This window comes from Streptomyces sp. NPDC001852 (genome assembly GCF_042891825.1).
Classification (GTDB): Bacteria; Actinomycetota; Actinomycetes; order Streptomycetales; family Streptomycetaceae; genus Streptomyces.
Map to the genome: position 1 here is coordinate 140,831 of NZ_JBIATN010000006.1, position 23,298 is coordinate 164,128.

Annotated in this window: 22 protein-coding genes; 7 read left to right on the forward strand and 15 right to left on the reverse strand. The window is 70.8% G+C overall.

The features are described from left to right. Nucleotides 1-26 precede the first annotated feature (26 nt). Nucleotides 27-461: a septal ring lytic transglycosylase RlpA family protein gene (locus ACFYZB_RS12725; RefSeq protein WP_388757729.1), complete on the forward strand. Its 435-nt coding sequence runs from the start codon at nt 27-29 to the stop codon at nt 459-461. Between the two features lie 573 nt (nt 462-1,034). Further along, nucleotides 1,035-1,334 carry an SHOCT domain-containing protein gene (locus tag ACFYZB_RS12730; RefSeq protein ID WP_388757731.1) on the forward strand — a complete coding sequence of 100 codons (300 nt, stop codon included), beginning with the start codon at nt 1,035-1,037 and terminating at the stop codon, nt 1,332-1,334. A gap of 129 nt (nt 1,335-1,463) precedes the next feature. Here ACFYZB_RS12730 and ACFYZB_RS12735 read toward each other — a convergent pair whose 3' ends face one another. The 11 genes from ACFYZB_RS12735 to ACFYZB_RS12785 form a co-directional block, all read right to left on the reverse strand. After that, on the reverse strand, nt 1,464-1,763 hold the full coding sequence (locus ACFYZB_RS12735; RefSeq protein ID WP_388757734.1) for an NADH-quinone oxidoreductase subunit B family protein: 300 nt from the start codon (nt 1,761-1,763) through the stop codon (nt 1,464-1,466). 169 nt (nt 1,764-1,932) lie between these two features. Continuing rightward, the gene (locus ACFYZB_RS12740) at nt 1,933-2,283 is read right to left on the reverse strand and encodes an ArsR/SmtB family transcription factor (RefSeq protein ID WP_388757737.1); all 351 of its coding nucleotides are present in this window, start codon (nt 2,281-2,283) and stop codon (nt 1,933-1,935) included. A 286-nt stretch (nt 2,284-2,569) separates the two neighbouring features. After that, entirely contained in the window at nt 2,570-2,914 is a 345-nt protein-coding gene (locus ACFYZB_RS12745; protein WP_388757740.1) for a zinc ribbon domain-containing protein YjdM, read from the reverse strand. A gap of 199 nt (nt 2,915-3,113) precedes the next feature. Further along, nucleotides 3,114-3,539 (reverse strand): ATP-binding protein, encoded by a 426-nt coding sequence (locus tag ACFYZB_RS12750; protein WP_388757743.1) that lies wholly within the window; start codon nt 3,537-3,539, stop codon nt 3,114-3,116. Beyond that, nucleotides 3,539-3,946 (reverse strand): pyridoxamine 5'-phosphate oxidase family protein, encoded by a 408-nt coding sequence (locus ACFYZB_RS12755; protein WP_388757746.1) that lies wholly within the window; start codon nt 3,944-3,946, stop codon nt 3,539-3,541. Before ACFYZB_RS12755 ends, ACFYZB_RS12750 begins: the two co-directional genes overlap by 1 nt. Continuing rightward, nucleotides 3,943-5,679: a SulP family inorganic anion transporter gene (locus ACFYZB_RS12760; protein ID WP_388757748.1), complete on the reverse strand. Its 1,737-nt coding sequence runs from the start codon at nt 5,677-5,679 to the stop codon at nt 3,943-3,945. Before ACFYZB_RS12760 ends, ACFYZB_RS12755 begins: the two co-directional genes overlap by 4 nt. After that, a complete protein-coding gene (locus tag ACFYZB_RS12765; RefSeq protein ID WP_388757750.1) occupies nt 5,676-6,017 on the reverse strand; it encodes an ArsR/SmtB family transcription factor in 342 nt (113 codons plus the stop codon). Before ACFYZB_RS12765 ends, ACFYZB_RS12760 begins: the two co-directional genes overlap by 4 nt. A 226-nt stretch (nt 6,018-6,243) precedes the next feature. Next, the gene (locus ACFYZB_RS12770) at nt 6,244-6,657 is read right to left on the reverse strand and encodes a SpoIIE family protein phosphatase (protein WP_388757752.1); all 414 of its coding nucleotides are present in this window, start codon (nt 6,655-6,657) and stop codon (nt 6,244-6,246) included. Nucleotides 6,658-6,807: 150 nt separating this feature from the next. Continuing rightward, entirely contained in the window at nt 6,808-8,067 is a 1,260-nt protein-coding gene (locus ACFYZB_RS12775; RefSeq protein ID WP_388757754.1) for a protein kinase, read from the reverse strand. Nucleotides 8,068-8,162: 95 nt separating this feature from the next. After that, on the reverse strand, nt 8,163-9,266 hold the full coding sequence (locus tag ACFYZB_RS12780) for a sugar ABC transporter substrate-binding protein (protein WP_388757756.1): 1,104 nt from the start codon (nt 9,264-9,266) through the stop codon (nt 8,163-8,165). After that, the gene (locus ACFYZB_RS12785; protein ID WP_388757758.1) at nt 9,253-11,799 is read right to left on the reverse strand and encodes a SpoIIE family protein phosphatase; all 2,547 of its coding nucleotides are present in this window, start codon (nt 11,797-11,799) and stop codon (nt 9,253-9,255) included. The genes ACFYZB_RS12780 and ACFYZB_RS12785 overlap by 14 nt, the downstream gene beginning before the upstream one ends. Before the next feature lie 288 nt (nt 11,800-12,087). Here ACFYZB_RS12785 and ACFYZB_RS12790 point away from each other — a divergent pair, with 288 nt between their 5' ends. From ACFYZB_RS12790 to ACFYZB_RS12805, 4 genes are all read left to right on the forward strand, one after another. Then, nucleotides 12,088-13,176, forward strand: coding sequence for a substrate-binding domain-containing protein (locus tag ACFYZB_RS12790; protein WP_388757759.1), 1,089 nt, complete (start codon nt 12,088-12,090; stop codon nt 13,174-13,176). A gap of 43 nt (nt 13,177-13,219) precedes the next feature. Beyond that, on the forward strand, nt 13,220-13,993 hold the full coding sequence (locus ACFYZB_RS12795; protein ID WP_351205204.1) for an ATP-binding cassette domain-containing protein: 774 nt from the start codon (nt 13,220-13,222) through the stop codon (nt 13,991-13,993). 5 nt (nt 13,994-13,998) lie between these two features. Beyond that, entirely contained in the window at nt 13,999-15,270 is a 1,272-nt protein-coding gene (locus ACFYZB_RS12800) for a sugar ABC transporter permease (protein WP_388757761.1), read from the forward strand. A gap of 92 nt (nt 15,271-15,362) precedes the next feature. Then, entirely contained in the window at nt 15,363-16,430 is a 1,068-nt protein-coding gene (locus ACFYZB_RS12805) for a sugar ABC transporter substrate-binding protein (protein WP_388757763.1), read from the forward strand. A gap of 182 nt (nt 16,431-16,612) precedes the next feature. On the opposite strand, the gene xdhC is transcribed toward ACFYZB_RS12805, so the two are convergent. The 3 genes from xdhC to ACFYZB_RS12820 are packed head-to-tail and all read right to left on the reverse strand — an operon-like array spanning nt 16,613 to nt 21,346. Then, nucleotides 16,613-17,422, reverse strand: a complete 810-nt coding sequence (xdhC, locus tag ACFYZB_RS12810) for a xanthine dehydrogenase accessory protein XdhC (RefSeq protein ID WP_388757765.1) — start codon at nt 17,420-17,422, stop codon at nt 16,613-16,615. 1 nt (nt 17,423) lies between these two features. Next, nucleotides 17,424-19,886 (reverse strand): xanthine dehydrogenase molybdopterin binding subunit, encoded by a 2,463-nt coding sequence (gene xdhB, locus ACFYZB_RS12815; protein ID WP_388757767.1) that lies wholly within the window; start codon nt 19,884-19,886, stop codon nt 17,424-17,426. Continuing rightward, a complete protein-coding gene (locus ACFYZB_RS12820) occupies nt 19,883-21,346 on the reverse strand; it encodes an FAD binding domain-containing protein (RefSeq protein ID WP_351204826.1) in 1,464 nt (487 codons plus the stop codon). The genes xdhB and ACFYZB_RS12820 overlap by 4 nt, the downstream gene beginning before the upstream one ends. A 533-nt stretch (nt 21,347-21,879) precedes the next feature. On the opposite strand from ACFYZB_RS12820, the gene ACFYZB_RS12825 reads away from it, so the two are divergent. Then, nucleotides 21,880-22,515: a DedA family protein gene (locus ACFYZB_RS12825; protein ID WP_351205206.1), complete on the forward strand. Its 636-nt coding sequence runs from the start codon at nt 21,880-21,882 to the stop codon at nt 22,513-22,515. Nucleotides 22,516-22,634: 119 nt separating this feature from the next. Here ACFYZB_RS12825 and ACFYZB_RS12830 read toward each other — a convergent pair whose 3' ends face one another. Next, nucleotides 22,635-23,165 (reverse strand): amidohydrolase family protein, encoded by a 531-nt coding sequence (locus tag ACFYZB_RS12830; protein ID WP_388757769.1) that lies wholly within the window; start codon nt 23,163-23,165, stop codon nt 22,635-22,637. Nucleotides 23,166-23,298: the final 133 nt, after the last annotated feature.

The following is a 23,298-nucleotide window of genomic DNA, read 5'->3' on the forward strand; positions in this document are numbered from 1 at the left end:
ACTGCAAGGGAAACGAGGCACGAAACATGAGCAAGCGGATCCTGCGACTCTCGCTCGCGACCGGCGTCGCCGCGCTGACCGCGACGGTGGCGCTCGCTCCGGCGAGTTCAGCGGCCCCCGACTCCGCGCAGGCCCACAGGAGGACGTGCTGGGCGTCGCACTACGGCCCGGTACCCGCCGGCAGCCAGACGTCCAGCGGCGACGTCTTCGACAACAGCAAGAACACCGCGGCGACATCGCTGACCCGCAGGCCCCAGCTGCCGTTCGGCACCAAAGTGAAGGTCACCAACGTGGCCAACGGCAAGTCCCTGGTCGTGCGCATCAACGACCGGGGCACCTTCCGGCGGACGCAGCAGATACCCCTGTGCCTGGACCTGACCGACGGAGCCTTCCGCCGCCTCGGCGGCAGCCTCAACCCCGACGCCGGGCACATCGTCGTCCGGCAGAAGGTGCTGAGGTGACCTCCACCGCGGTGTCCGGCTGACGGAACACCCGAACAGCGCGGCGCCCGTCCCCGGGCTCGGGGACGGGCGCGTGGTGAAGGCGGCCGATCGGTCGGCCTCTGGAGCTGGTTTCTGAGCCCCCAACGGTAGGGGCGGTCACCGGCGGGCTCCTCCCGCGGCTCGGCGAACACCATGGGGGTCTGCGAGGAGCAAGGATCACCGTCATGGCACACCCTTCCTGCCCGACCACCTGGTGTCGTACTCAGGGGGCGGCGCTGCGCCGCCCGGAGTCGGGACGGCGATCTCGTGGCCGGCTTCCTTGAAGACGGCCTACGAGCTGACAGGCGCCCCTTCCCTGGTCACGGTGGAGCGGGCAGCCCGGCCCTCATGGCTCTGCAGATTCCACGACAGCGCTGGTCACAGCCCTTCGCCGGAGGAAACCCGTCCGATCCGCACCAAGCGGGGCACTCCGGCCGGGGAACAAGGCCGCCCGGCCCTTCGCTCTCCTGCCCGCCGGCGAGTGACGATGGTGTCAGGAGCCCTGTCCTGCGGGTCCCGCAACCCAGGACGACCTGGGGAAGGGAGGCGGAGATGATGTTCTGGTACGGCCACGGCATGAACGGCTGGGGCTGGTTGGTGATGTCGCTCGGTACGGTCCTGTTCTGGGTGCTGATCATCGTCGTCGGCGTCCTGCTCTTCCGGGCTCTGGCTCGCCCCGCTCCGCCGGGCACTGAACGCGGCGCTTGGCAGAGGACGCCTTCGGGCAGCGGCCCCGAACAGATCGTGGCCGAGCGGTATGCGCGCGGCGAGATCGACGAGGAGGAATACCACCGCCGCCTGGCCACCCTTCGGGGATCACCCCCGGGCGAGTGGAAGTCTCCGCCCTCTTGACCGCATCAGAGCCGAGTCGGCTGCTCGACGTGGGCGGATTGCGGCCGGTCGTCGTGGCAGGAGCAGGACGGGCTCCAAGCGGCTCGTGTTCTGCGGTGGCGGGCTGCTGGTCGTGCTGGTGGTGCACGGTCAGATCCACCGGTACGACGTCGGAGACGGCGCCCTCGACGCCGTAGCCCCGGCGAACTCCCCGCAGTCGACCGCGCAGTCCCCGACCGCGACCACCGGACGGGGCTCGCCCATCGCGGCGACCGTGCGGCGCAGCGGCTCGGCCATGTTCCGGGTCACCGGGCCGGTCACCAGCGCTACGTCAGCGTGCCGGGGCGAGGCCAACAGCCGTGCCCCGTACCGCTCGTGCTCGGCGTCGTACACCGGATGGAACGCGGCGGCGATCTCGATCTCGCAGCCGTCGCAGGACCCCGCGTCCACGCACCGCGCCTGCGCCGAGCCGACGCCCAGCTGCCGCGCCTTCTCGGGGACTTCCCCCTCGGGGCGCGGCGGAGGGGGCTCGGCGACCAGACGCTGGAGTCACGCCAGGAGGCGATCGCCGCCCGGGGCCGCCTCCCCGGCGGCGACCGCCGTCCCGTGCCGTCGGTCGCTACGACGGCGGCTCTCGCCCTGGCGGGGCGGCTTTCAGGTCGGCGAGCAGTTCCGCCTGTCCCGCCAGCACGCCCGACAGGATCGAGCGCGCCACCCGCAGCAGCTCCGCCACCTCGGGGCTGGTCAGCGAGTAGTACACGTTCGACCCTTCCTTGCGGGTCCGCACCAGGTTCGCCCGCCGGAGCACGGCCAGCTGCTGGGACAGGTGCGCGGGCTCGATGCCCACCTCGGGCAGCATTTCCGCGACCGCGTGCTCGCGCTCGCTCAGCAGCTCCAGGACACGGATGCGGGCGGGGTGTCCGAGCGTCTTGAAGAACTCGGCCTTCAGCTGGTACAGCGGCGCACTCACCGTGCCGTCCTCTCCCCGGCACGGCGCGACCCGACCGGCCGGACCACTCGGCATCGCATCCGTCCACTCGTCATCGACATGCGTCCCATCCTCGCGTGCGGCACCGACAGGCCCGAACCCGCAGCGAGGAGCCAGGCCACCCATATTCAACGGTGCTGACCTCAAGAACGGCCCGCGCTGTGGCGATGCCCGTATGCTCCGGCTGTCCTTCGGCGGCCGTCGCGAGCAGCCGGTTCAGGGCGGCAACCGCGGCTGAACGGCGTCACCGGCCCGGCGGGGCGCCGGATCAGACCTTCTTGACCACGCTGGACTTCAGCTGCATGGCGCCGAACCCGTCGATCTTGCAGTCGATGTCGTGACCGTCCACGCCGTCGACGAGCCTGATGCTGCGCACCTTGGTACCCGCCCTGATCCCGGACGGGCTGCCCTTGACCTTGAGCGCCTTGACCACGGTCACGGTGTCGCCGTCGGCGAGCACGTTGCCGACCGCATCCTTGATGACCTTGCCCGCATCGACGGATGCGTCGGACGGCGACCACTCGTGGCCACACTCCGGGCAGACGAGAAGCGCGCCCGTCTCGTACGTGTACACGCCCGAGCATTCGGGGCAAGGGGGAAGAGTCTCACTCATGGAGTCAATATCCTTCTATTGGTAAATAGATGCATTTATCGTACGGGTGAAGTCGGGATGGCCGGTCATCTGTGCGCCACTCCTGCCGGCCCTCCCCCAGTGCCGACGGTCCTCGGCCGTGGGCGGCGGGCGGCCTCGGTGATGGCCTGCCGGCCTTCGGCGGACCAGTTGCGCAGTTCGGTCAGGTGCTGCGGTCCGGTCACAGGGGCAGAGTGATCCAGATGCCCTTGCCCCGGCCGTCCGCGTCCGGGCGTACGGCCGCGGTGCCACCCAGGCCGAGAGTGACCTCCATGACGGTGGCCAGCCCAGCAGAGCCTGCGCCGGCGAATGCGCCGTACAGCGGGGGCTGGTAGGGATGGCGGTCGTGGACGGCGAAGGCGAAGCAGTCCCGGCCGGCCGCGTAGATGACCGTGACCTGCGGGGAGAGCACGGCGGCGTGCCGGACGCTGTTGGTCACCAGCTCGCCGAGGACCAGCAGGGCCGGGTCCACGGTGGGGTGCCGCAGCCCGATGCCCCATTCCACCAGCGCCTGCTCGGCGGTCTCCCGAGCCAGGCGGACCGCGGCCGGCTCGGCAGGCAACGTGAGCACGTGCCGGTGGGGAAGGACTTCCTGAACCTGTGACATCACTTCTCCGTCAGGACCAGCCGGAATCCCGACACGGTCTTGGGCTGCATGCGCAGCACCGCGTCGTGCGGGCCGTGGGTCCAGCCGCGCAGGGTACGCCGGTAGTGGGCTGCCTCGTCCGGGTCGGTGACCGGTTCCACCGGCCCGGACATCGTGGCGGTCCAGCCGGCGCCCGTGGACGCACTGATGTCGTCCACGTGGTACGTCGCCTCCGCGGGGATGGCCGCGGCCGACGCGGGTGTCCGGATGATCAGTCGGCCGAGTTCCCAGACGTGGTGCGACGGCCGGACCAGGATGGTCTCCTGCTGGTTGTAGACCAGCCGCCCCAGTCGGCTCCCTTCCAGGAGCCAGACGGCCTCCGCGCCGGGAATGCCGACCATGCGCAGAGCAGTGGCGGATGTGCTCATTGGAGGGCTTCCTCACTGAGTGCCGCTTGAGCCTGCCGTGTCTGTTGCGCCGGGACGGCGGGCAAGATCCCGGCGGTTTCCAGGTGGTCACGCGCGCCCCGGATCGCTTCGGGAGTCGTGGCGTAGTCCCGGCCCCCGTGGCGCAGCAGTTCCAGTGCGCCGACGGAGTCGAGGACCTGTCGCTGACCGGGGCGTATGCCGGAGGCCAGGACGAGGATGCCGCGCCGGTTCAGCTTCTCCACCGCGTCCTTGAGGACGAGGGCGCCGGTCGCGTCCATCGTCGACACCCGCGACATCCGCAGGATCACGACCCGTACGTCCGCCACCTCGGTCAGCTCCAGCAGGAAGCGGTGGGCCGCGGCGAAGAACAACGGGCCGTCGATGCGGTAGGCGACGATGTGCTCGGCCAGCAGCGCGTACTCCTCGGCCGTGTGGTCGTCCCGGTCCAGCGGCGCCTGGTCCAGGCGGGCCTGCGTGGCCACCGCGCGCAGCGCCAGGGCGCCGGCGACGACCAGGCCGATGATGACGGCGTAGACGAGGTCGAGGGCGAGGGTCGCGGCCGCGGTGAGGACGAGTGTCGCCGCGTCGGACCGGGTGGCCTTGGCCATCGCTTTCAGCGAGCCGACCTCGACCATGCGAATCGCGGTGGCCAGCAGGACACCGGCCAGTGCCGCGAGCGGGATCTTCGACACCAGCGGTGCCGCGGCGAAGACGATCACGGCGAGGACCGCGGCGTGGGTGAAGGCGGCCAGCCGGGAGCCCGCGCCCGTGCGGACGTTGACGGCCGTGCGGGCGATCGCGCCGGTGGCCGGGACGCCGCCGAACAGCGGGGCGGCGATGTTGGCCAGGCCCTGGCCGAGCAGTTCCCGGTCCGGGTCGTGACGCTGGCCCACCGTCATCGCGTCGGCGGCGGCCGCGGACATCAGCGACTCCAGCGCGGCCAGCGCGGCCACCGCCACGGCCGGGGCCAGCAGTGAGCCGAGCGAGCCGAGGTCGAGGAAGGACAGGGAGGGCGCGGGCAGCCCGGCGGGCAGGTCGCCGATCGGCTTCGCGTCCAGGTGGGCGACCTGGGCGATGACCGTGGCGGCGATCACCGCGATGATGGAGAACGGCACGGTCGGCCGCCACCGTGCACCGGCCAGCATGAGCACGACCACGCCGACCACGAGACCTGCGGCCGTCCAGTTCGGTGCCTTCACGAACTCCTCGACCGCGTGCCAGGTGACGACGAGCACCTGGTCGCCCTCCGGCTTGGGCACGCCGAGGGCGTTCGGCACCTGCTGGAGACCGATCACCCCGGCGATGCCGAGCGTGAAGCCCTCGATCACGGAGGCGGGCACGTACTGCATATAGCGCCCGGCCCTCAGAGCGGCGAGGACGACGAGCAGCACGCCGGCCATCAGCCCCACCGTGAGAACGGCGGTCGGGCCGTACTGGGCGACGATCGGAACCAGAACCACCGTCATGGCCCCGGTCGGCCCCGACACCTGCACGTCGGACCCACCGAAGAAGGCGGCGAGCGCACCGGCGACCACGGCGGTCGCCAGCCCCGCCTCTGCGCCGAGCCCGGAGGAGACCCCGAAGCCCAGCGCCAGCGGCAGGGCGACGATCGCGACCGTGAGCCCGGCTAGCAGGTCCCGGCGCGGATCGCGCCGTACCGCCACCAGGTCGGCACGGGAGGGCAGCAGCGAGCCGATCCGGGCGCGGACCACCTGGGTGGACGAGGAGCTCATCGCGCGGCGACCTCGGTTTCCCGCAGCTCTGCCAGCAGTTCGTTCCGCCCGGAGAGCATCTCGGTGAGGATGCGGCGCGCGGCCTTCATCAGGTCGGCGACGTCTCCGCCGGCCAGCTCGTAGACGACGGTCGAGCCCCCGCGGGTGGAGGTGACGATCCCCGAGCGGCGCAGCACCGCCAGTTGCTGGGACAGGCTGGCGGGCTCCACCTCGATGGCGGCCAGCAGATCCCGCACTGCCATCGGCCCGTCCTGCAGCAGCTCCAGCACCCGGATCCGTACGGGATGCCCCAGCATCCGGAAGAACTCGGCCTTCGCCTGGTACAGCGGCACCGACACGGCAGGCCCCTCTTCTCCTCGCAACGCCCCTACCAGGGGTGGGACACACAGAACCTGTGCCCGCGGCTACCTACGGGCACAGCGAAGTCAGCATCTTACCAATTGCAAAATTTCGCAATTCGCATATCCGATTTATCCTGCTTCACGCAAGAACTGCACGCTGCTGCGCCACTCGTGGGGGTCCCCGCCAAGGACGACTCCGACCGCAATGGCCGCATCCTCCGTCTCACCGTGCCGGGCCACCCGGGATGCGCAGGGCGAGTACGGCGACATCGTCGTCGAACACCTGGCCGCTTCGGGTGATCACGGCGTCGCACTGCTCGTCCAGCGGAGCCGCGGCCAGGGAGGCGGCCTGCTCGGCCAGGCATTCCAGACCGGTATCGATGTGCTGGTCGCGGCGCTCCACCAGGCCGTCGGTGAACAGCAGCAGCGTGGCGCCCGGCGGGAGCGGGTGCGTGTGGTTGAACCGGGGGACGGACGCGTCGATGCCCACCGGGATCCCTTGACGGGCGGGCGCCAGCGTGGCGGTCGGCGGGTCCTCGAACATCGTCAGGGCCCGGTCGAGGCGCGACACGACCAGGCCGCGCGGCCCGCACCGGTCGAAGGCGAGCGCTCGCAGCATGTTGCGGATCTGACTCATCAGCTGGATCTTCTCCCCGGTCTTCGAGCCCGACGGCTCCCTCCTCGCCACGGGCAACGGAGTGACCGGCGCGGCCGAACCAGACAGGCACCGAACACCCACAGGTCGCGTACGCACTGACGAAACGGTCTTGGTGGCGCGAGGGAAGCTCTACCTCTGCTGAGGTGTGCCAGGAGACAGGGTGACCCGCAGAATGGCGTGACGTGGCACTTGGCTGCCGGGCGAGGGTGTCTGCTCGCATACTCGGCCGACGGGCGTGCCGGGGTGAGGGCACACCCGGTGTCGGACGGGCTGGACGCGTACGCCGCGTGCCTGGGCGCTCGACCGGGCTTCGGCCATCGTCTCGCCGATCAGCGTGGGTGCCGCGACCCGGGGACGAGCAGGGGCGTGGTATCCGGTGATCACGTAGGTGCAGGCGGCGGCCGCCAGCAGCACCGCCATCGCCTGGAGCGGCCGGCGGATGCGCCGGCGGCGCACAGGGCGTTCTTTCCGGGGATCCGGGGGTGGGGGCAGCCGGGTGTGCCGAACCTCCGCAGGCGGAGCCGGCGGCGCCGTGGTGACCGCCGGGGCACGGCCTGCCAGTACCTTCCCGACCGCGTCGCGCATCTCTTCCGCGGTCTGGTACCGGTCCGCACGGTCCTTGGCCAGCGCGCGCAGCACCAGGGTGTCGTAGGCGGCGGGCAACCGCGGGGCGTGGGCAGAGGGAGGCACCGGTGGTTCCGACAGATGCTTCATGGCCACGGCCAGCGGGGTGTCACCGGTGAACGGGGGGCGCCCGGTGAGCAGTTCGTACAGCAGGCAGCCGGTCGAGTACAGGTCGGTGCGGACGTCCACCTGCTCGCCCCGGGCCTGTTCCGGCGAGAGGTACTCGGCCGTCCCCACCACCACCGAGGTGCGGGTGAGGGTCGTACCCGCCCGGTCCACTGAGCGGGCGATGCCGAAGTCCGTCACCTTCACGGTGCCCTCGTCGGAGAGCATGACGTTCGCCGGTTTGATGTCCCGGTGCACGATGCCGTGGCTGTGGGCGTGATCGAGCGCCTCCAGCACGCCGGCGGTGAGTTCCAGGGCGTGCTCGGGTTCGACGGCCGGTGCCTCGCACACGAGTTGGAGCAGCGTGGTGCCCTTGACGTATTCCATCACGAGGTACGGGACGAGGCGGCCGTCGATCGTGTCCTCGCCCGCGTCATAGACGGCGACGACGGACGGGTGGCCCAACAGGGCCGTCGAGACGACCTCACGGCGGAATCGCGCCCAGTGTTCGGCATCGGCCGCCAGTTCCGGCCGGAGCGTTTTCACGGCGACCCGGCGGAACAGCAGCAGATCGTACGCCAGCCAGACTTCGGCCATCCCCCCGTGTCCCAGGACGTGTTCCAGACGGTAGCGCCCGCCCAGATGACGTAAACGATCCATGGTGCTCCCCCTCGTTGCCGACTTCCGCCGGGCACCGTAGGGGCGGTTCTTGTGGGATCTCTGTGATCCGGGGCCGCTCCCGCCTGATCCGCCGTCTACGGAGTCAGCCCCGCCTTCGTGCAAGCGGTCCGCAGGTGCGGTGGGCAGATCTGGGCGATGGTGTACACACCGTCCTTGACGAGGGTCTGCTTGATGTTGGCGGTTGTCACGGCGACCGGGGTGAGGAGCACGGACGGGATGTGACGGGTGGTGGGGCTGTCGATCGTCGTCGTGGCGATGGTGTGCAGCTCTTCGCCGCGGCCCAGGGCGACGGCCATGGCAGCGGCTGCCTCGGCCTCCGCGCGGAAGGACTTGTACACCGTCATGAACTGCTCGCCGTCGACGATGCGCTGCACCGCGTCGAGGTCGGCGTCCTGGCCGGTGACCGGTGGAAGGCGCCTGACGTGGGCGCTCTTGAGCGCGGAGATGACGCCTGCGGCCATGGCGTCGTTGGCGGCCAGGACGCCGTCGATCCGGCCCGGGCCCAGGGCCGAGACGGCGGCGGACATGTTGGCGTTCGCGTTGTTCGGGCTCCAGCCCGGTGTGTCGTAGGAACGGCCGATCCTCACCCTGCCCCGCAGGACCGACAGTGCACCCCTCTTGAACAACGCGGCGTTGGGGCTGGTCGGGTCGCCGTTCATCATGACGATGGTCCGGTCCTTGGCCGGGGCGTGCATGGCCCTGAGGAGGGCCCGGCCCTGCAGGATGCCGACCTGTACGCCGTCGAAGCTGACGTATCCCGAGACCGGGCCGTCGGCGAGCCTGTCGTAGGCGACGACAGGGACGCCCGCGTCGTGCGCCGCCTCGACGGAGGAGCGCTGCGCCCTGTTGTCGGTGGCACCGAGGACGAGGACCCTGACCCCCATGGTGATCATGGCGATCATCTGTTGGCGCTGGGCCGTCGAGTCGCCGCCGGCGTTGGCATAGGTGACGTTGCAGTGCGGGCAGAGCTGCTTCACCTGTTGCTCGATCAGCGGCTTGTCGGAGCTCTCCCAGCGCGGCGCCTCTCGGCTCGGTAGCAGCAGGCCGACGGTGAAGCCGTCCGTGGTCACCTTTCCGTCTCCTGTGCAGGCAGCCGAGAGCATGGTCAGCAGGCCCGCGACAAGCGCGCCGACGACATACCGCGTACGGGGCCCCACGTTCCGCCTACGGCACGTCATGATCCGTCCCCGTCCTCGCGTCCGGTTCCGCGCCCACCGGAGCCGGTTCACGACGCCGTACCGCTATCTCGCTGCACACCTGCTTGCCGCCGGCCACCGGCACCGTGCCGAAGGACTCCGACATCGCCTCGACCAGGAGCAGCCCCCGGCCACCGGTCGACTCCCAGTCCACGATCACGGGCTTGGCGGGCGCCCGCGGAGAGGAGTCGCTCACGCAGACACGCACCCGGTCCCCGCGGAGCACCAGGTCGAGACGGACCGGGCCCTGCGTGTGCACCAGGGCGTTGGTGACGAGTTCGGACACCACCAGCAGCACCGGGTCGGTGGCTTCTTCGACCTTCCAGCGGCGCAGCGTGCGCGCGGTGAACCGGCGGGCGTGCATGACGGCGTCGGGCAGCCGCCACACCAGCCAGCCCGACCGGATCGGCCGGGTCTTCATGCCGTCGTAGCGCAGCAGCAACAGCGCCACGTCGTCCTCGCGACGGCCGACGTCACCCAGCAGGTCGTCGGCCACCTGCCCGGGATCCGAGGGGTCGGCCGCGGCGAGGGCGGCGCGCGTACGGCGCATGCCCTCGTCCAGGGACAGGTCGGCGGCCTCGATCAGCCCGTCGGTGACCAGGGCGAGCATCGATCCGGGCGCCAGCGCCACCGCGGTCATCGGGAAGTCGGCGTCCATGGAGATGCCCAGCGGAAGGCCGCCCTCGACCTCGACCTCCTCGGTGCTGCCGTCGGGATGGCGCAGCAGCGGTGCGACGTGCCCGGCCCGCACGAACAGGACGTCGCCCTCGTCCAGGTCCAGTTCGGCGTAGCAGCAGGTGGCGAAGAGATCCGTCTCCATGCCGACGAGGAGGCGGTTGGCGTGCGAGACGACCACGTCGGGCGGGTGGCCCTCCACCGCGTACGCCCTGACCGCGGTACGCATCTGGCCCATGATCGTCGCGGCCGCGGCGCTGTGCCCCTGCACGTCGCCGACGACCAGCGCCACCCGGTCCTCGGAGAGAGAGATCACGTCGTACCAGTCGCCGCCCACCTGCAGTCCTCGCCGGGCGGGCAGGTAGCGGGCGACGGCGATCCCGCCGGGCAGCTCGGGCAGGCGTCGCGGCAGCAGGCTGCGCTGCAGCATCGTCGCGAGTTCCTGTTCGGCGTCATGGGCGTGGGCGCGGGTGAGGGCCTGGCCGGCCAGTGAGGCGGTGGCGGTCAGCAGCGAACGTTCCTCGGGGGCGAACTCGTGCGGCCGGTCCCAGCCGATCAGGCACACGCCGACGACCCGGCCCCTGGCGGGCAGCGGCAGGACCGCGAGGCCTCCGGGGCCGATGCCGTCGAGTCCCGGTTCGAAGGAGGCGCCTGCCGGCAACAGGTCCATACGTCCGTCTCGCAGAGCCATCTGCAGGGTGGGCAGGGCCCTGAGGGGTGCGTCGGGCCACTCCGAACGCCACTGGCCACGCCATGTCCGCGGCCAGGCAGCGGGTTGCGGCGGGTCGAGCAGGGTGACCTGGAGCCGTTCGTGCCGCAGTTCGGCGAGCGCCACCCGGTCGGCGCTCAGGGGCTCGCGCAGGGCGGTGATCACCACCTGGCTGACGTCGCGCACGGTGGTGGCCTTGTCGAGTGCGGCGGTCAACCACTGGATCCGGGAGACGTCGTCGGCGCCCCGGTGCAGGACCGAGGTCGCCGTCACCACGCCCAGCACCTGCTCCGGCCGGTCGTCGGCACCCGCCGCCACGCGGCACCTCAGACTCAGCCAGCGCATCTCACCAGTGGGGCAGCGGACACGGAAGTCCAATTCCCGTCGGCCGGACGTCCGGGTGGACGGCTCCAGCACCGACATCAGCGCGTGCAGGTCTTCCGGCAGTGCGTGCGCGAGCAGGGAGTCCGCCTTGCCGTCGAAGTCCTCCGGCCTGATGCCGACCAGTTCGCACAGCGTCTCGTCCGCGTCGATCACGCCGGTCTCCGGTACCAGGACGAAGGAGCCGACGCGCATGCGGCGCAGTGCGGAACTCAAGGGTGCCGGCGGCGCCCCTCCCCCTCCCCCGGCCCCGGCCTCCAGCACGCCGGTGACCACGTCGGCATAGCGCTCCAGGAAGCGCTGCTGCACGGGTTCGAAGCCGTTCTCACCGGCGCCCACGACGACGAGGCAGCCGAGCCGTCCGCCCTCGGCGCCGAGGGGCAACGCGCCGAGCGATGTCCGGGCTCGCGGCGGCGCCGGACCTCCCTCGGGGTAGGCGGCGAGTGCCGCGGAGGTCAGCCACACGGGGTGGGGGGCACGGAAGGCGTGGGCCGCGGGCGAGCCGCCGGACAGGGGCAGGCGCTCCGGCAGCCCGTACTCGGCAGGAGCGCATCCGGCCGTGTCCACCGACCGAAGGTCGTCAGAACCTGCTCCGGGCACATAGAGCACTGCCAGCTCCACTCCGGCGAACGCCAGGGCGCGGACGCTCACGGGGGGCTCCGGCTCCGGCGGTGAGCCGGTGTCCGCGGCGCCGGCCTCGGCTGTCCCCGGCTGTGGGAGTCCGGCCCGGGCACTGCCGTCGTGAGGCATGTCCGCATCCACCTCCCGTCCGTGCCGGGGTGCCGACCGGCTGCCACCGGGCACTCCCCCCTACCAGAATCGCATAGAGGGATGAACCGGACAGATTGGCTTCATGTCGGCTGCGCGGCACCGAGTTCGCAGTTCACCATGGCCGGTGTCACACTGACGAAGTGGTCGTTGTGCCGCTTTCGTCCGGTCCGGCCGGGTGCTGGCCGAGACCCCGCCTCGCCCCGGTGGGCCGCGCTGCTGCACCGCGGCCGCAGCCGCGTGGCTCCAGGGAGGAGGGACGCCTCGCGCATGAATGCCTGCGTTCGGGACACCGCCCTTGCCCTGGCCGCGTTCTCGACGGCCGTGTCCCTCGCCGCCTGCGGATCGGGCGGTGGGAACACCTCCGGCTCCGGGAGCGCGCGGAAGATCGGCGTGCTGCTGCCGGACTCCATCACCGCCCGCTGGGAGACGCAGGACAGGCCCCTGCTGGAACAGAAGATCCGGCAGTCGTGCAGCGACTGCACGATCGAGCACGCCAACGCCAAGGGTGACGTGGCCATCCAGCAGGAACAGATGGACTCGGCGATCGCCGACGGGGTCGATGCCATCGTGCTGACGGCCGTCGATGCCAGGGCCATGCGCCCCTCGGTCGACAGAGCGGCAGCCGCGCACATCCCGGTCATCGCCTACGACCGCCTCGCCGAGGGCCCGATCTCGGGCTACGTCTCCTTCGACGGCCAGGAGGTCGGCAGGCTCCAGGGCAAGGCGCTGCTGACGGCCATGGGCGCCAAGGCGCACGCCGGCCGGATCGTGATGATGAACGGCGACCCCAGCGACCCCAACGCGCTGTTGTTCAAGCAGGGCGCACTGTCCGAACTCCGGGGGAAGGTGACGATCGCCAAGGAGTACGACACCCCCCAGTGGAGCGCGGCGGCGGCGAACCTGAACATGTCCGGAGCCATCTCCGCCCTGGGCGTCGGCCACATCAACGGCGTCTACGCCGCCAACGACAGCCTCGCCGCCGGCAGTATCACCGCCCTCAAGGCCAACAAGGTCAGCCCGCTGCCACCCGTGACCGGGCAGGACGCCGAGCTCGCAGCCGTACGGCGCATTGTCGGCGGCGACCAGTACATGACGGTCTACAAGCCGTTCGGACCCGAGGCTGCCGCCGGCGGCGCCATGGCCGTGGCCGCCGCGCGTGGCCAGAGCCTCGACGGGGTGGCCACCGGGCGGGTGAAAACCCGCGGCGGTACCGAGGTTCCGGCCGTGCTGCTCACCCCAGTGCCCGTGACTCTTGCCACCATCAAGAACACCTTGGTGAAGGGCGGCGTGTACACGCTCGCACAGATCTGCGCCCCGCCCCTCGCGGGCGACTGCCACAAGGCCGGGCTGACCTGACAGGCGGGACCGCCCGGCCCAGCCCCGGGAAGGAGATGAGACTCTGTTGCCGCCCCCCTTGCTCGCCCTGCACGGCGTGTGCAAGCGCTTCGGCGTCGTCGAGGTCCTCCGGGACATCGAGCTGGAGATCCACGCCGGCCAGGTCCTCGCCCTGCTCGGCGACAACGGAGCGGGCAAGTCCACCCTGGTCAAGGTGATCTCCGGGGTCGCTCCCGCGGACAAGGGGAGCATCGAGTGGGAGGGCCGGACCGTTCACATACGGCGGCCCCAGGAGGCCCGGGACCTCGGCATCGCCACCGTCTACCAGGACCTGGCGCTGTGCGGAAGCCTTGACGTCGTGGGCAACCTCTTCCTCGGGCGGGAGATCCGCAGGTTCGGCTTCCTCGACGAGGTGGAGATGGAGCGCCGCTCCATGCAGCTGCTGGAGCGCCTGACCCGGAGCATCCCCGATCTGCGCGGTCCCGTGGTGTCACTGTCCAGCGGCCAGCGGCAGACCGTCGCCATCGCCCGCTCGCTTCTCGGCGACCCGCGCGTCCTTCTTCTGGACGAACCGACCGCGGCGCTGGGGTTCGAGCAGACCACCGAGGTCCTCGACCTCGTCGACCGTCTCCGCGACCACGGCCTGGGGATCCTGCTCATCAGCCACAACATGGGCGATGTGAAGGCCCTCGCGGACCGGGCCGCCGTGCTGCGGCTCGGCCGCAACAACGGTTTCTTCGACGTGAGCACCACCTCTCAGGAGCAGATCATCTCCTGCATCACGGGCGCCACGGACACCGCGCCCCGCCGGCCGGCCCACCGCGAGGCCGAGTGGTGAAAGGGATGCGTGACATGCCGGACGAGACGCGGGCCGATCCCGCAGCAGCCACCGCAGAAGCCCGTCAGCGCCGCACCGGGTGGGCGGTCACCCGTGCCGTGGCGGGCTGGATCGCCGTCCGGCGGCGCAGGCTGAGCGCCGGTGAGCTGGGCCACCTTCCCGTCACCCTCGTCCTCGCCGCGGTCTGGATCATCTTCCAGTGCATCAACTCCACCTTCCTCTCGCCCCGCAACCTGTCCAACCTCGGCGTGGACATCGTGGGTACGGGCCTCATCGCGGTCGGCATCGTCTTCGTGCTGCTGCTCGGTGAACTCGACCTGTCGGTCGGCTCGATCAGCGGGCTCGCCGCCGCGGTCTTCGCCGTGCTCAGCGTCAACAACGGCGTGCCGGAATGGCTTGCCCTGATCGCCGCCGTGCTGACGGGCACCGTGGCGGGAACCGTCCAGGGGTACTCCGTCGCCAGGACCCGGGTGCCGGCCTTCGTGGTCACCCTCGCCGGGCTGCTGACGTGGAACGGCCTCATGCTCGCCGTCCTCGGCACCAGCGGCACCGTCAACCTCGACGAGAACGGACTCATCGCCCACCTGACCAGCTACTACTTCGCCAATGCCGCCGTCGCCTACGCGGTGGCGGCATGCGCCACAGCTCTGGTCTTCCTCGCCTCCTACCTGGACAGGCTCCGCCGCAGGGAGGTCGGCATGCCCCACCGCCCGCTGCACACCATCTGGGTGCGCACGGGAGTGGTGGCGGTGATCGCGTTCGCCTCCGCCTACGTGCTGAACCAGTTCCAGGGCCTGCCGCTCGCTCTGCTGATCTTCCTCGCCGTGGTGGCGGGTCTCGACATCGTGCTCCGGCGCACGCCCTACGGACGGCAGGTCTACGCACTGGGGAGCAGCGTCGAGGCGGCCCGTCGCGCCAGCCTCAGCGTGACCGGCGTACAGACGGCCGTGCTCGCGGTCTCCGGCACCCTGGCGGCGACCGGCGGCCTGTTCCTGGCCTCGCGCATCACGTCGGTGAGCCAGAACTCCGGCTCCGGCGTCCTGCTGCTCAACGCCATCGCCGCCGCCGTCATCGGCGGCACCAGCCTGTTCGGAGGACGCGGTACGACCTGGTCCGCAGTGCTCGGCATGCTGGTCATCCAGTCGATCGCCTCGGGCATGGCCCTCACCGACACGCCCACCGCCCTCCAGCTGGTGATCACGGGCGGGGTGCTCTTCGCCGCGGTGGTCATCGACTCACTGTCCCGACACACGCAGCAGGCGCACGGGCGCGCCTGACACGTAGAGGGTGAATGACCTTTTCGCCGGTAGGTCAGGCAAAGAGGTAATTTGGTGTGAGCTGGGACTTCACCCAGCGCGAGGAAGTACCGATGAGGTTCAGATCCGTCCTCTGCTCCACCGCTTCCGCCCTCTCCGCACTGGGACTGCTCGGTGCCTGCGGCGGCAACGGCGGCACCACGGCCACGTCGAGCGGCGGCAAGCCGCTTGTCGGCGTCGACTACCCGCGCTCCGACACCGACTTCTGGAACGCGTACATCAAGTACACGCCGGAGTACGCCAAGCGGCTCGGCCTCTCGCTCAAGACCACCAACTCGCAGAACGATGTCGCCAAACTCGCCGCCAACGCTCAGACGTTCATCCTCCAGGGCGTCAAGGGCATCGCGATGGCCCCGCAGAGCACATTTGCCATCGCGCCGATCCTGGCGCAGTTGCAGGCGGCGAAGATCCCGGTCGTCACCATCGACACCCGCCCGGACACCGGCAAGCTCTACATGGTGGTCCGCGCCGACAACCGCGCCTACGGCGAGAAGGCATGCAGGTACCTGGGCACCGAACTGGGCGGCAAGGGCAAGGTCGTGATGCTCGAGGGTGACCTCGCATCGATCAACGGCCGTGACCGCACCCAGGGATTCAACGACTGCATGAAGAAGAACTACCCGGGCATCACGGTGTTCGGCGAGACCACCGACTGGGACGGCGCCGTCGCCGCGCAGAAGCTCCAGACCGACCTGACGGCCCACCCGGACATCAAGGGCGTCTACATACAGTCCAGCCTGGCCCTGTCCGGCACGCTCCACGTGCTCAAGCAGGAAGGGCTGTTGGCCGGCCCGAAGGACAGGAGACACGTGTTCGTCGTCTCCAACGACGGCACCCCCAGGGAACTCAAGAACATCTCCAACGGCACCATCGACGCCACCGTGTCCCAGCCGGCCGATCTTTACGCCAAGTACGCCCTGTACTACCTGAAGGCCGCGATCGACGGGAAGACGTTCAAGCCGGGCAGGACCGGCCACGAGAGCACCATCGTGCGGGTCCGCGACGGAATTCTGGAAGACCAGCTCTCCGCCCCGCTCGTCACCGTCGACGGCGGCACGTACGGCGGCGTCCCCAGCCTCAAGAGCACCGACACCTCCCTGTGGGGCAACAGCCTCGGCTGACACCACGTCGTCCTGATGCCCGCGGACGGCGGCCTGATCGGCGAAGAGCGCCTGACCTGGGCGGCGTGCGCGTCGCGGGAGTGAGCGGGGCGGACCACCGCGTCGATCAGCGGTGGCCCGCCCGGCCCGTGTCGTTCTGCTCGCGTTGCCGCTGATCCCTCCCGGGAGGATCCGCGAAGGAGTCAGCTCTTCTCGGTTTCGAAGGTGCGCACCAGATCCGCGGCAACGCTCAGGGCAATGATCGCGGGCTCCTTGCCCGTGATGTCGGCCAGCCCGATCGGGGTCTTGATCCGGTCGATGGTGGCCTCGTCGTGACCGCCCTCGGTGGCGAGGCGTTTGCGGAACCGCACCCACTTGGCCGCCGACCCGATCAGCCCGATGGAGCCGAGATGGTCGGTGCGCAGGGCGGCGTCGCACAGAGCGGCGTCCTCGGCGTGATCATGGGTCATGATCAGGATGTGGGTGCCGCGCGGCAACTCCTCCAGCACCTCCTCGGGCAACAGCGGCGTGTGATGCACGTGCACCTGCGCCACCGCATCCGCGAGCACGGCGAGCCGCTCCTCGGTGAGGATGTCGGAGCGCGTGTCGATCAGATGGAGGTCGAGGTCCTGACGCGCCAGGATGCGCGCCAGTTCCAGCCCGACGTGCCCGACGCCGAAGATCGCCACCGCCCGTACCACCGGCAGTGGTTCGAGCAGCACCGAGACCGTACCGCCGCAGCACTGCACGCCGTGCTGGTTGGTCACCTTGTCGTTCAGGGCGAAATCGATCAGCTCCGGCTCCGGCTTGGACACGGCGATCATCTCCCGGGCCCGGTCGATCGCGACGGCCTCGACATTGCCGCCGCCGATCGAGCCCCATGTCTCGGTCTGCCCCACGACGAGTTTCGCACCGGCGTCGCGCGGGGCATGGCCGCGCACGGTCGCGACGGTCACCAGCACGCCGGACTCCCGGCGTGCCCGCAACCGTGCGACCGCAGCGATCCACGTCATGTCAGGCACCGTGCAGCGCTGTCGCGTCGGCTCGGCTCTTACCGTTGGCGGCGACACCGTTGGCGGCGTGGCCGTTGCCGGTGTGGCCTCCCGCGGCAAACCCGTTGTGGGAGTGACCGATGTGCGAGGCGTCGTCCCGGCGAGCCGCCTGGATCGCCCAGTACACCGCCTCCGGCGTCGCGGGCGAGGCCAGATCGACGCTGACCCCGCTCGGCCCGAACGCGGCGGCGGCCTGCCGCAACGCCTCGCGCACCGAGAACGCCAGCATCAGCGGGGGCTCGCCGACCGCCTTGGAGCCGTAGACCGCGCCCTCCTCGGTGGCGTTCTCCAGCAGCGTGACGTTGAACTCCTCGGGCATCTCCGAGAAGCTCGGCAGCTTGTAGGTGCTCGCCGCCTGGGTCTGCAGCCGGCCTCGGTACGGGCCGTCGCTGGTGTCCCAGCGCAGGTCCTCGAGCGTCAGCCAGCCCGCGCCCTGCACGAAACCGCCCTCGACCTGACCGATGTCGATCATCGGGGACAGGCTGTCACCGACGTCGTGCACGATGTCGACCCGACGGATGCGGTAGGCGCCGGTGAAGCCGTCCACCTCCACCTCGGTCGCGGCCGCGCCATGGGCGAAGTACTTGAACGGCGAGCCCCTGAACGTCTTCGCGTCCCAGTGCAGACCCTCGGTCCGGTAGTAACCGGCCGCCGACAGCTGGACCCGCTGGAAGTACGCGGTGTGCACCAGGTCGTCCCAGGCCAGCTCCTTGTCGCTGCCGAGGGCGCGCGCGACGCCCTCGACGATGCGCACGTCGGAGCTGTTCGCACCCAGCTGGGTGGCGGCCACCTGCAGCAGCCGCTCGCGCAACTGCTCGCAGGCGTTCTTCACCGCCCCACCGTTGAGGTCGGCCCCGGAACTGGCGGCGGTGGCGGAGGTGTTGGGCACCTTGTCGGTGCGCGTCGGGGCGAGGCGGACCTTGTGCAGCGGGATACCCAGCGTGGTCGCGGCCACCTGCAGCATCTTGGTGTGCAGGCCCTGGCCCATCTCGGTGCCGCCGTGGTTGATCAGGACGGAGCCGTCCTTGTAGATCAGCACCAGCGCGCCGCCCTGGTTGAAGGCGGTGAGGTTGAACGAGATGCCGAACTTGATGCCGGTGATCGCGAGCGCCCGCTTGGTGTGCGGGTGCGCGGCGTTGAAGGCGGCGATCTCGCGCTTGCGATCGGCGATGCCGGCGGCGTCCTGGACCTGCTGCCAGACGGTGGAGATCCGTTCGGGCTGCGTGACCGGCTGTCCGTACGGCGTCGTCTGGCCCTGGCCCGGCTGGTAGAAGTTGCGTTCCCGCACCTCCATGGGGTCCAGGCCGAGCAGCGGCGCGCAGCGGCCCAGGATGTCCTCGATCACCAGCATGCCCTGCGGTCCGCCGAAGCCGCGGAAGGCGGTGTTGGAGACCGTGTTGGTCCTGGCGATGCGACCGGCGACACGGGCGTTGGGGATCCAGTAGGTGTTGTCGATGTGGCACAGCGCTCGGGCCAGTACCGGCTCGGAGAGGTCCAGGCTCCAGCCGCCGTCCGCGGTCAGGGTGGCGTCCAGGGCCTGGATACGGCCGTCCGCGTCGAAGCCGATCTTCCACTGGGCGTGGAACCCGTGCCGCTTGCCCGACATGGTCAGGTCCTGCGTCCGGTTGAGCCGGAACCGGACCGGCCGGCCGGTGAGCTTGGCGCCGAGCGCGGCGACGGCCGCGAACCCGTGCGGCTGCATCTCCTTGCCGCCGAAGCCGCCGCCCATCCGCAGGCACTGCACGGTCACCTCGTGGGCGGGCACGCCCAGCACGTGGGAGACGATCTCCTGGGTCTCCGACGGATGCTGGGTGCTGCTCTGGATGAACACCTGCCCGTTCTCGTCGACCTGGGCCAGCGCCGCGTGCGTCTCGAGGTAGAAGTGCTCCTGCCCGGAGAACTGGAACTCGCCGGTGAACACGTGCGCGGAGTCGGCGAAACCGGCGTCGACGTCGCCATGCACCATCACGGGCCGGGCGCCGTGATAACTGCCGGCCGCGATCGCGTCCTGCAGCGTGATCAGGGAGGGCAGTTCGTCGAGCTCCACCTCGACGGCCGCCGCACCGAGCCGGGCCGCCTCCAGGGTCTCGCCGAGCACCCAGGCGACCGCGTGGCCGTGGAACATGACCTCGTCGGGGAACAGCGGCTCGTCGTGCTTCATTCCGGCGTCGTTGACGCCGGGCACGTCGGCCTTGGTCAGCACGCGCACCACACCGGGCACGGCGAGCGCGGGCTCGGTGCGCAGCGCCGTGATCCTGCCGTGGGCCTTCATGACCTGGACGGGGTAGGCGTGCAGGACGTCCTTGGTGCGATGGATCAGGTCGTCGGTGTAGAGCGCGGTGCCGGTGACATGCAGGTTGGCGCTCTCGTGCGGCATCGAAACGCCGACGACGGGCTTTTCGGGGCGCTCGGACAGATGGCTCATGACGACACCGCCTCGGTGGTCTGTGCGTACAGCTTCAGCAGGCTCTGGCCGAGCATCGCGGAACGGTAGTCGGCGCTGGCGCGGTGATCGCTCATCGGCGTGCCCTGGCCCTGCAGCACCTGCGCCGCGGCCTCGACCGTCTCCGTCACCCACGGCTTGCCCTCCAGGGCCGCCTCGGTGGCGAGGGCGCGGATCGGGGTGGCGGCCACGCCGCCCAGGCCGATGCGCGCCTTGCGGACGACGCCGTCCGCGATGTCGAGCGCGAACGCGACAGCCACGCTGGAGATGTCGTCGAAGCGCCGCTTGGCGATCTTGTGGAAGGCCGTGACGGGCGACAGCGGCAGCGGGACGCGGACCGCACGGATCAGCTCGCCGGGACGGCGCACGCTCTGGCGGTAGCCGGTGAAGTAGTCGGCCAGCGGGACCACCCGCTCACCGTCGGCGTCGGCGAGCACCACCGACGCCTCCAGCGCGAGCAGCACGGGCGGGCTGTCACCGATGGGAGAGCCGGTACCCAGGTTGCCGCCGAAGGTCGCGCTGTTGCGGATGAGCCGGGATGCGAACTGCGGGAACAGTTCTGCCAGCAGTGGGACGTCGCCGTCGAGGCGGCGTTCGATCTCGGTGAGGGTCAGCGCCGCCCCGATCTCGATGTGGTCGGGCTCGACGCGCAGCTCCCGCAGTTCGGGCAGCCGGTCGAGGGCGACCACGCAATCCGCCCGGCGGGAACGGATGTTCACCTCGACACCCCAGTCGGTGGAGCCGGCGACCACCACGGCGTCGGGCCGCTCGCGCAGCAACCGCAGCGTCTCGGCCAGGGTGTTCTTCCGCAGGAACGCGCTGTCGCCCTGGGTGTATTCGGTGGCCACCGGTGCGGGCGGGGACTGCTCGCGGCGCTGCGCCAGCGGGTCCTCGTCGGTGGGCACACCGACGGCGAACGCGGCATCGCGGATCGGGCGGTAACCGGTGCAGCGGCACAGGTTTCCGCTCAGCGCGTGCAGATCAAAACCGTTCGGACCGTGCTCGGCGTCGGTGCCCTCGGCCGCGTCCGCATGCGCGCAGCGGTTCGGCCGGTAGTACTCGGCGGCCATGCTGCAGACGAACCCCGGCGTGCAGTAGCCGCACTGGGAGCCGCCGCGGACGGCCATCTCCTCCTGCACCGGGTGCAGGGTGGGCGGCGTACCGGGTGCGCCGGCGGTGGCGAGGCCTTCGGAGGTGACGATCTCCTGGCCGTCGAGCGCCGCGACCGGGACCAGGCAGGCGTTGACCGCCACCCAGTCGGTGGGCTTGTTCACCCCGGGACGGGCCACCAGAACCGAACAGGCACCGCACTCACCCTCGGCACAGCCCTCCTTGGTGCCGGTGAGGCCACGCTCGCGCAGAAAGTCCAGGGCCGTGGTGTGGGGCGCAGCCGGTGAAATAGGCGTTTCTTCCCCGTTGACAGTGATCCGCGCCGCTACCATGACGGGCCTTCGTTCCGGTGTGTGATCGATCGATTCATGATGTTCGCCAATTTCAGGCAGCTTTCTGTGTTCAGACGCGCCGGGTGAGAGAAGCGGGCGCAAAACGGCACGCCACAGCGACGTGCGGGAAGGTGGTGGCGGGAATCCCCGCATGTGCCGCGGACGGGCACATCAGAACGGCGTGCTCAGCAGCCGTGCGCGATCCGACCCGGAACCCAGACCGTGCACTGGGCGAGGCGACCGAGATCAGAGCTGGTGTACATCTGCTGGTCGCCTCCTTTCGGTCGTCATGGATCGGCTTCCGCAAGCTAGTGGCTGTCGTCACAGAGGTCAAGAGGTGTCGGCGATGTCGCTCGACAGGATCCGTCCTACGAGGGAGGCACCACCCGCCGTCGTCCGCGACCTCGTAGGGGATCACGGGCACGCGGGGAACGGAGCGAGGCACGGGTACGGCCCGGGGCGGGCGCTTTCGCGGCGGCCGGGTGATGCTGGTGAACGAGCAGCCCTGCGAGCAGGCCGGGAGGCGGGGCCAGGTGATAGCCGTCAATCCGCTGAACAGCGCCTCGGTGCTGGCCGCCTTCGGCGCGCTCGGTGTCCTGGTGCTGATCTTCGCGGAGTCCGGTCTGCTGGTCGTCGGCTTCTTCCTGCCCGGCGACACCCTGCTGTTCCCGGCCGGTGTGCTGTGCGCCGGCAGTGCGCACCAGCCGCCCCGGCTGGCATTGTGGCAGGTGCTGCTGTGCGCGGCGGTCGGGGCGGTGGCCGGCGGGCAGGCCGGGTATCTGATCGGGCGGCACGGCGGGCGGGCGCTGCTGGCCCGCACCTCCAACCGGCGGGTGAAGGCTGCGGCCGCCCGGGCCGAGGGGCTGCTGGCCCGGTACGGCTATGGGAAGGCGCTGGTCATCGGCCGGTTCGTGCCGTTGCTGCGGACGGTGCTGCACCCCGTGGCCGGGGTGCTCGACGTACCGGTGCGACCGTTCACGCTCTGGCAGACCGTGGGCGGGGTGGTGTGGTCGCAGTTGCTCGTCCTCGCCGGTTACACCCTCGGTGCCTCCGTCCCGCACCTCGACGACTATCTGCTGCCGCTGGTCGCCGTGGTCGTCGTCCTGTCGATGCTGCCTCTGCTGTTCGAGGCCCGCCGGACCCGCCGCGAACGGCGGGCCCGCGGCTGACCGTGCCGCTCCGCCCGTGCGGCAGCGTCGTGGCTGGTCGCGCCCACGCGGGTACGTCAGCCGACCCCCGACCACCGTGAGCACAACCGGCGGCTCGGCGAGATCGGTGTCGGGCGCCTTCAGCGGATCGTCGGCCAGGACCGTGAGGTCGCCGGCGGTGCCGGGTGCCCGCCATCACCTTCAGCGGCGGGTACGGCGCAATGGGCCAGTCGGAGCCGAGGACGACCCGGGCCCGCCTCCCACGGGTCACGGCAGCGGAACGCGCGCCCGGCACGCTCCGCGCCGAGCCGTGCCCGAACCGCCGTACGGTGTCGTCCGGGACGGTCTCGACGTGTTCGACCCCGGTGCCGTACCGGGTGGCCGGCTCCGGGGCCGCCGGCCTGCGCCTGCTCCACGGAGTCGAGCCCATGGCGCACCGCCGCGTCGCCGATCGCGTGGGTGGCCGTGGGCACGCCGGCCCGGTGCAGGGCGGCGATGACGCCGGTGTAGCGCTGCGGGTCGGGCCAGTGGGCGTGCGCCGACTCGCCGTGGCAGTCGGGGGTCTCCAGCCAGGCGGTGCCGTTGTCGACGGTTCCGTCCATGAAGAACTTCACGCCCGCCCCCCGCCACAGCGGACCGCCGGTGCCCTGGAGCCGGATGAGCTCGGCCACGGCGTCGTCGGCCGCCTCGGGCCGGCACCGGGGGCGATCCGCAGCCGCAGCGGCAGCGCCGTGGTGTGCGTCGACACCACGTACACCGGACCCGTGGCCGTCGCCCCTGGGCGGTGTCGACCTGGCCCTTCCG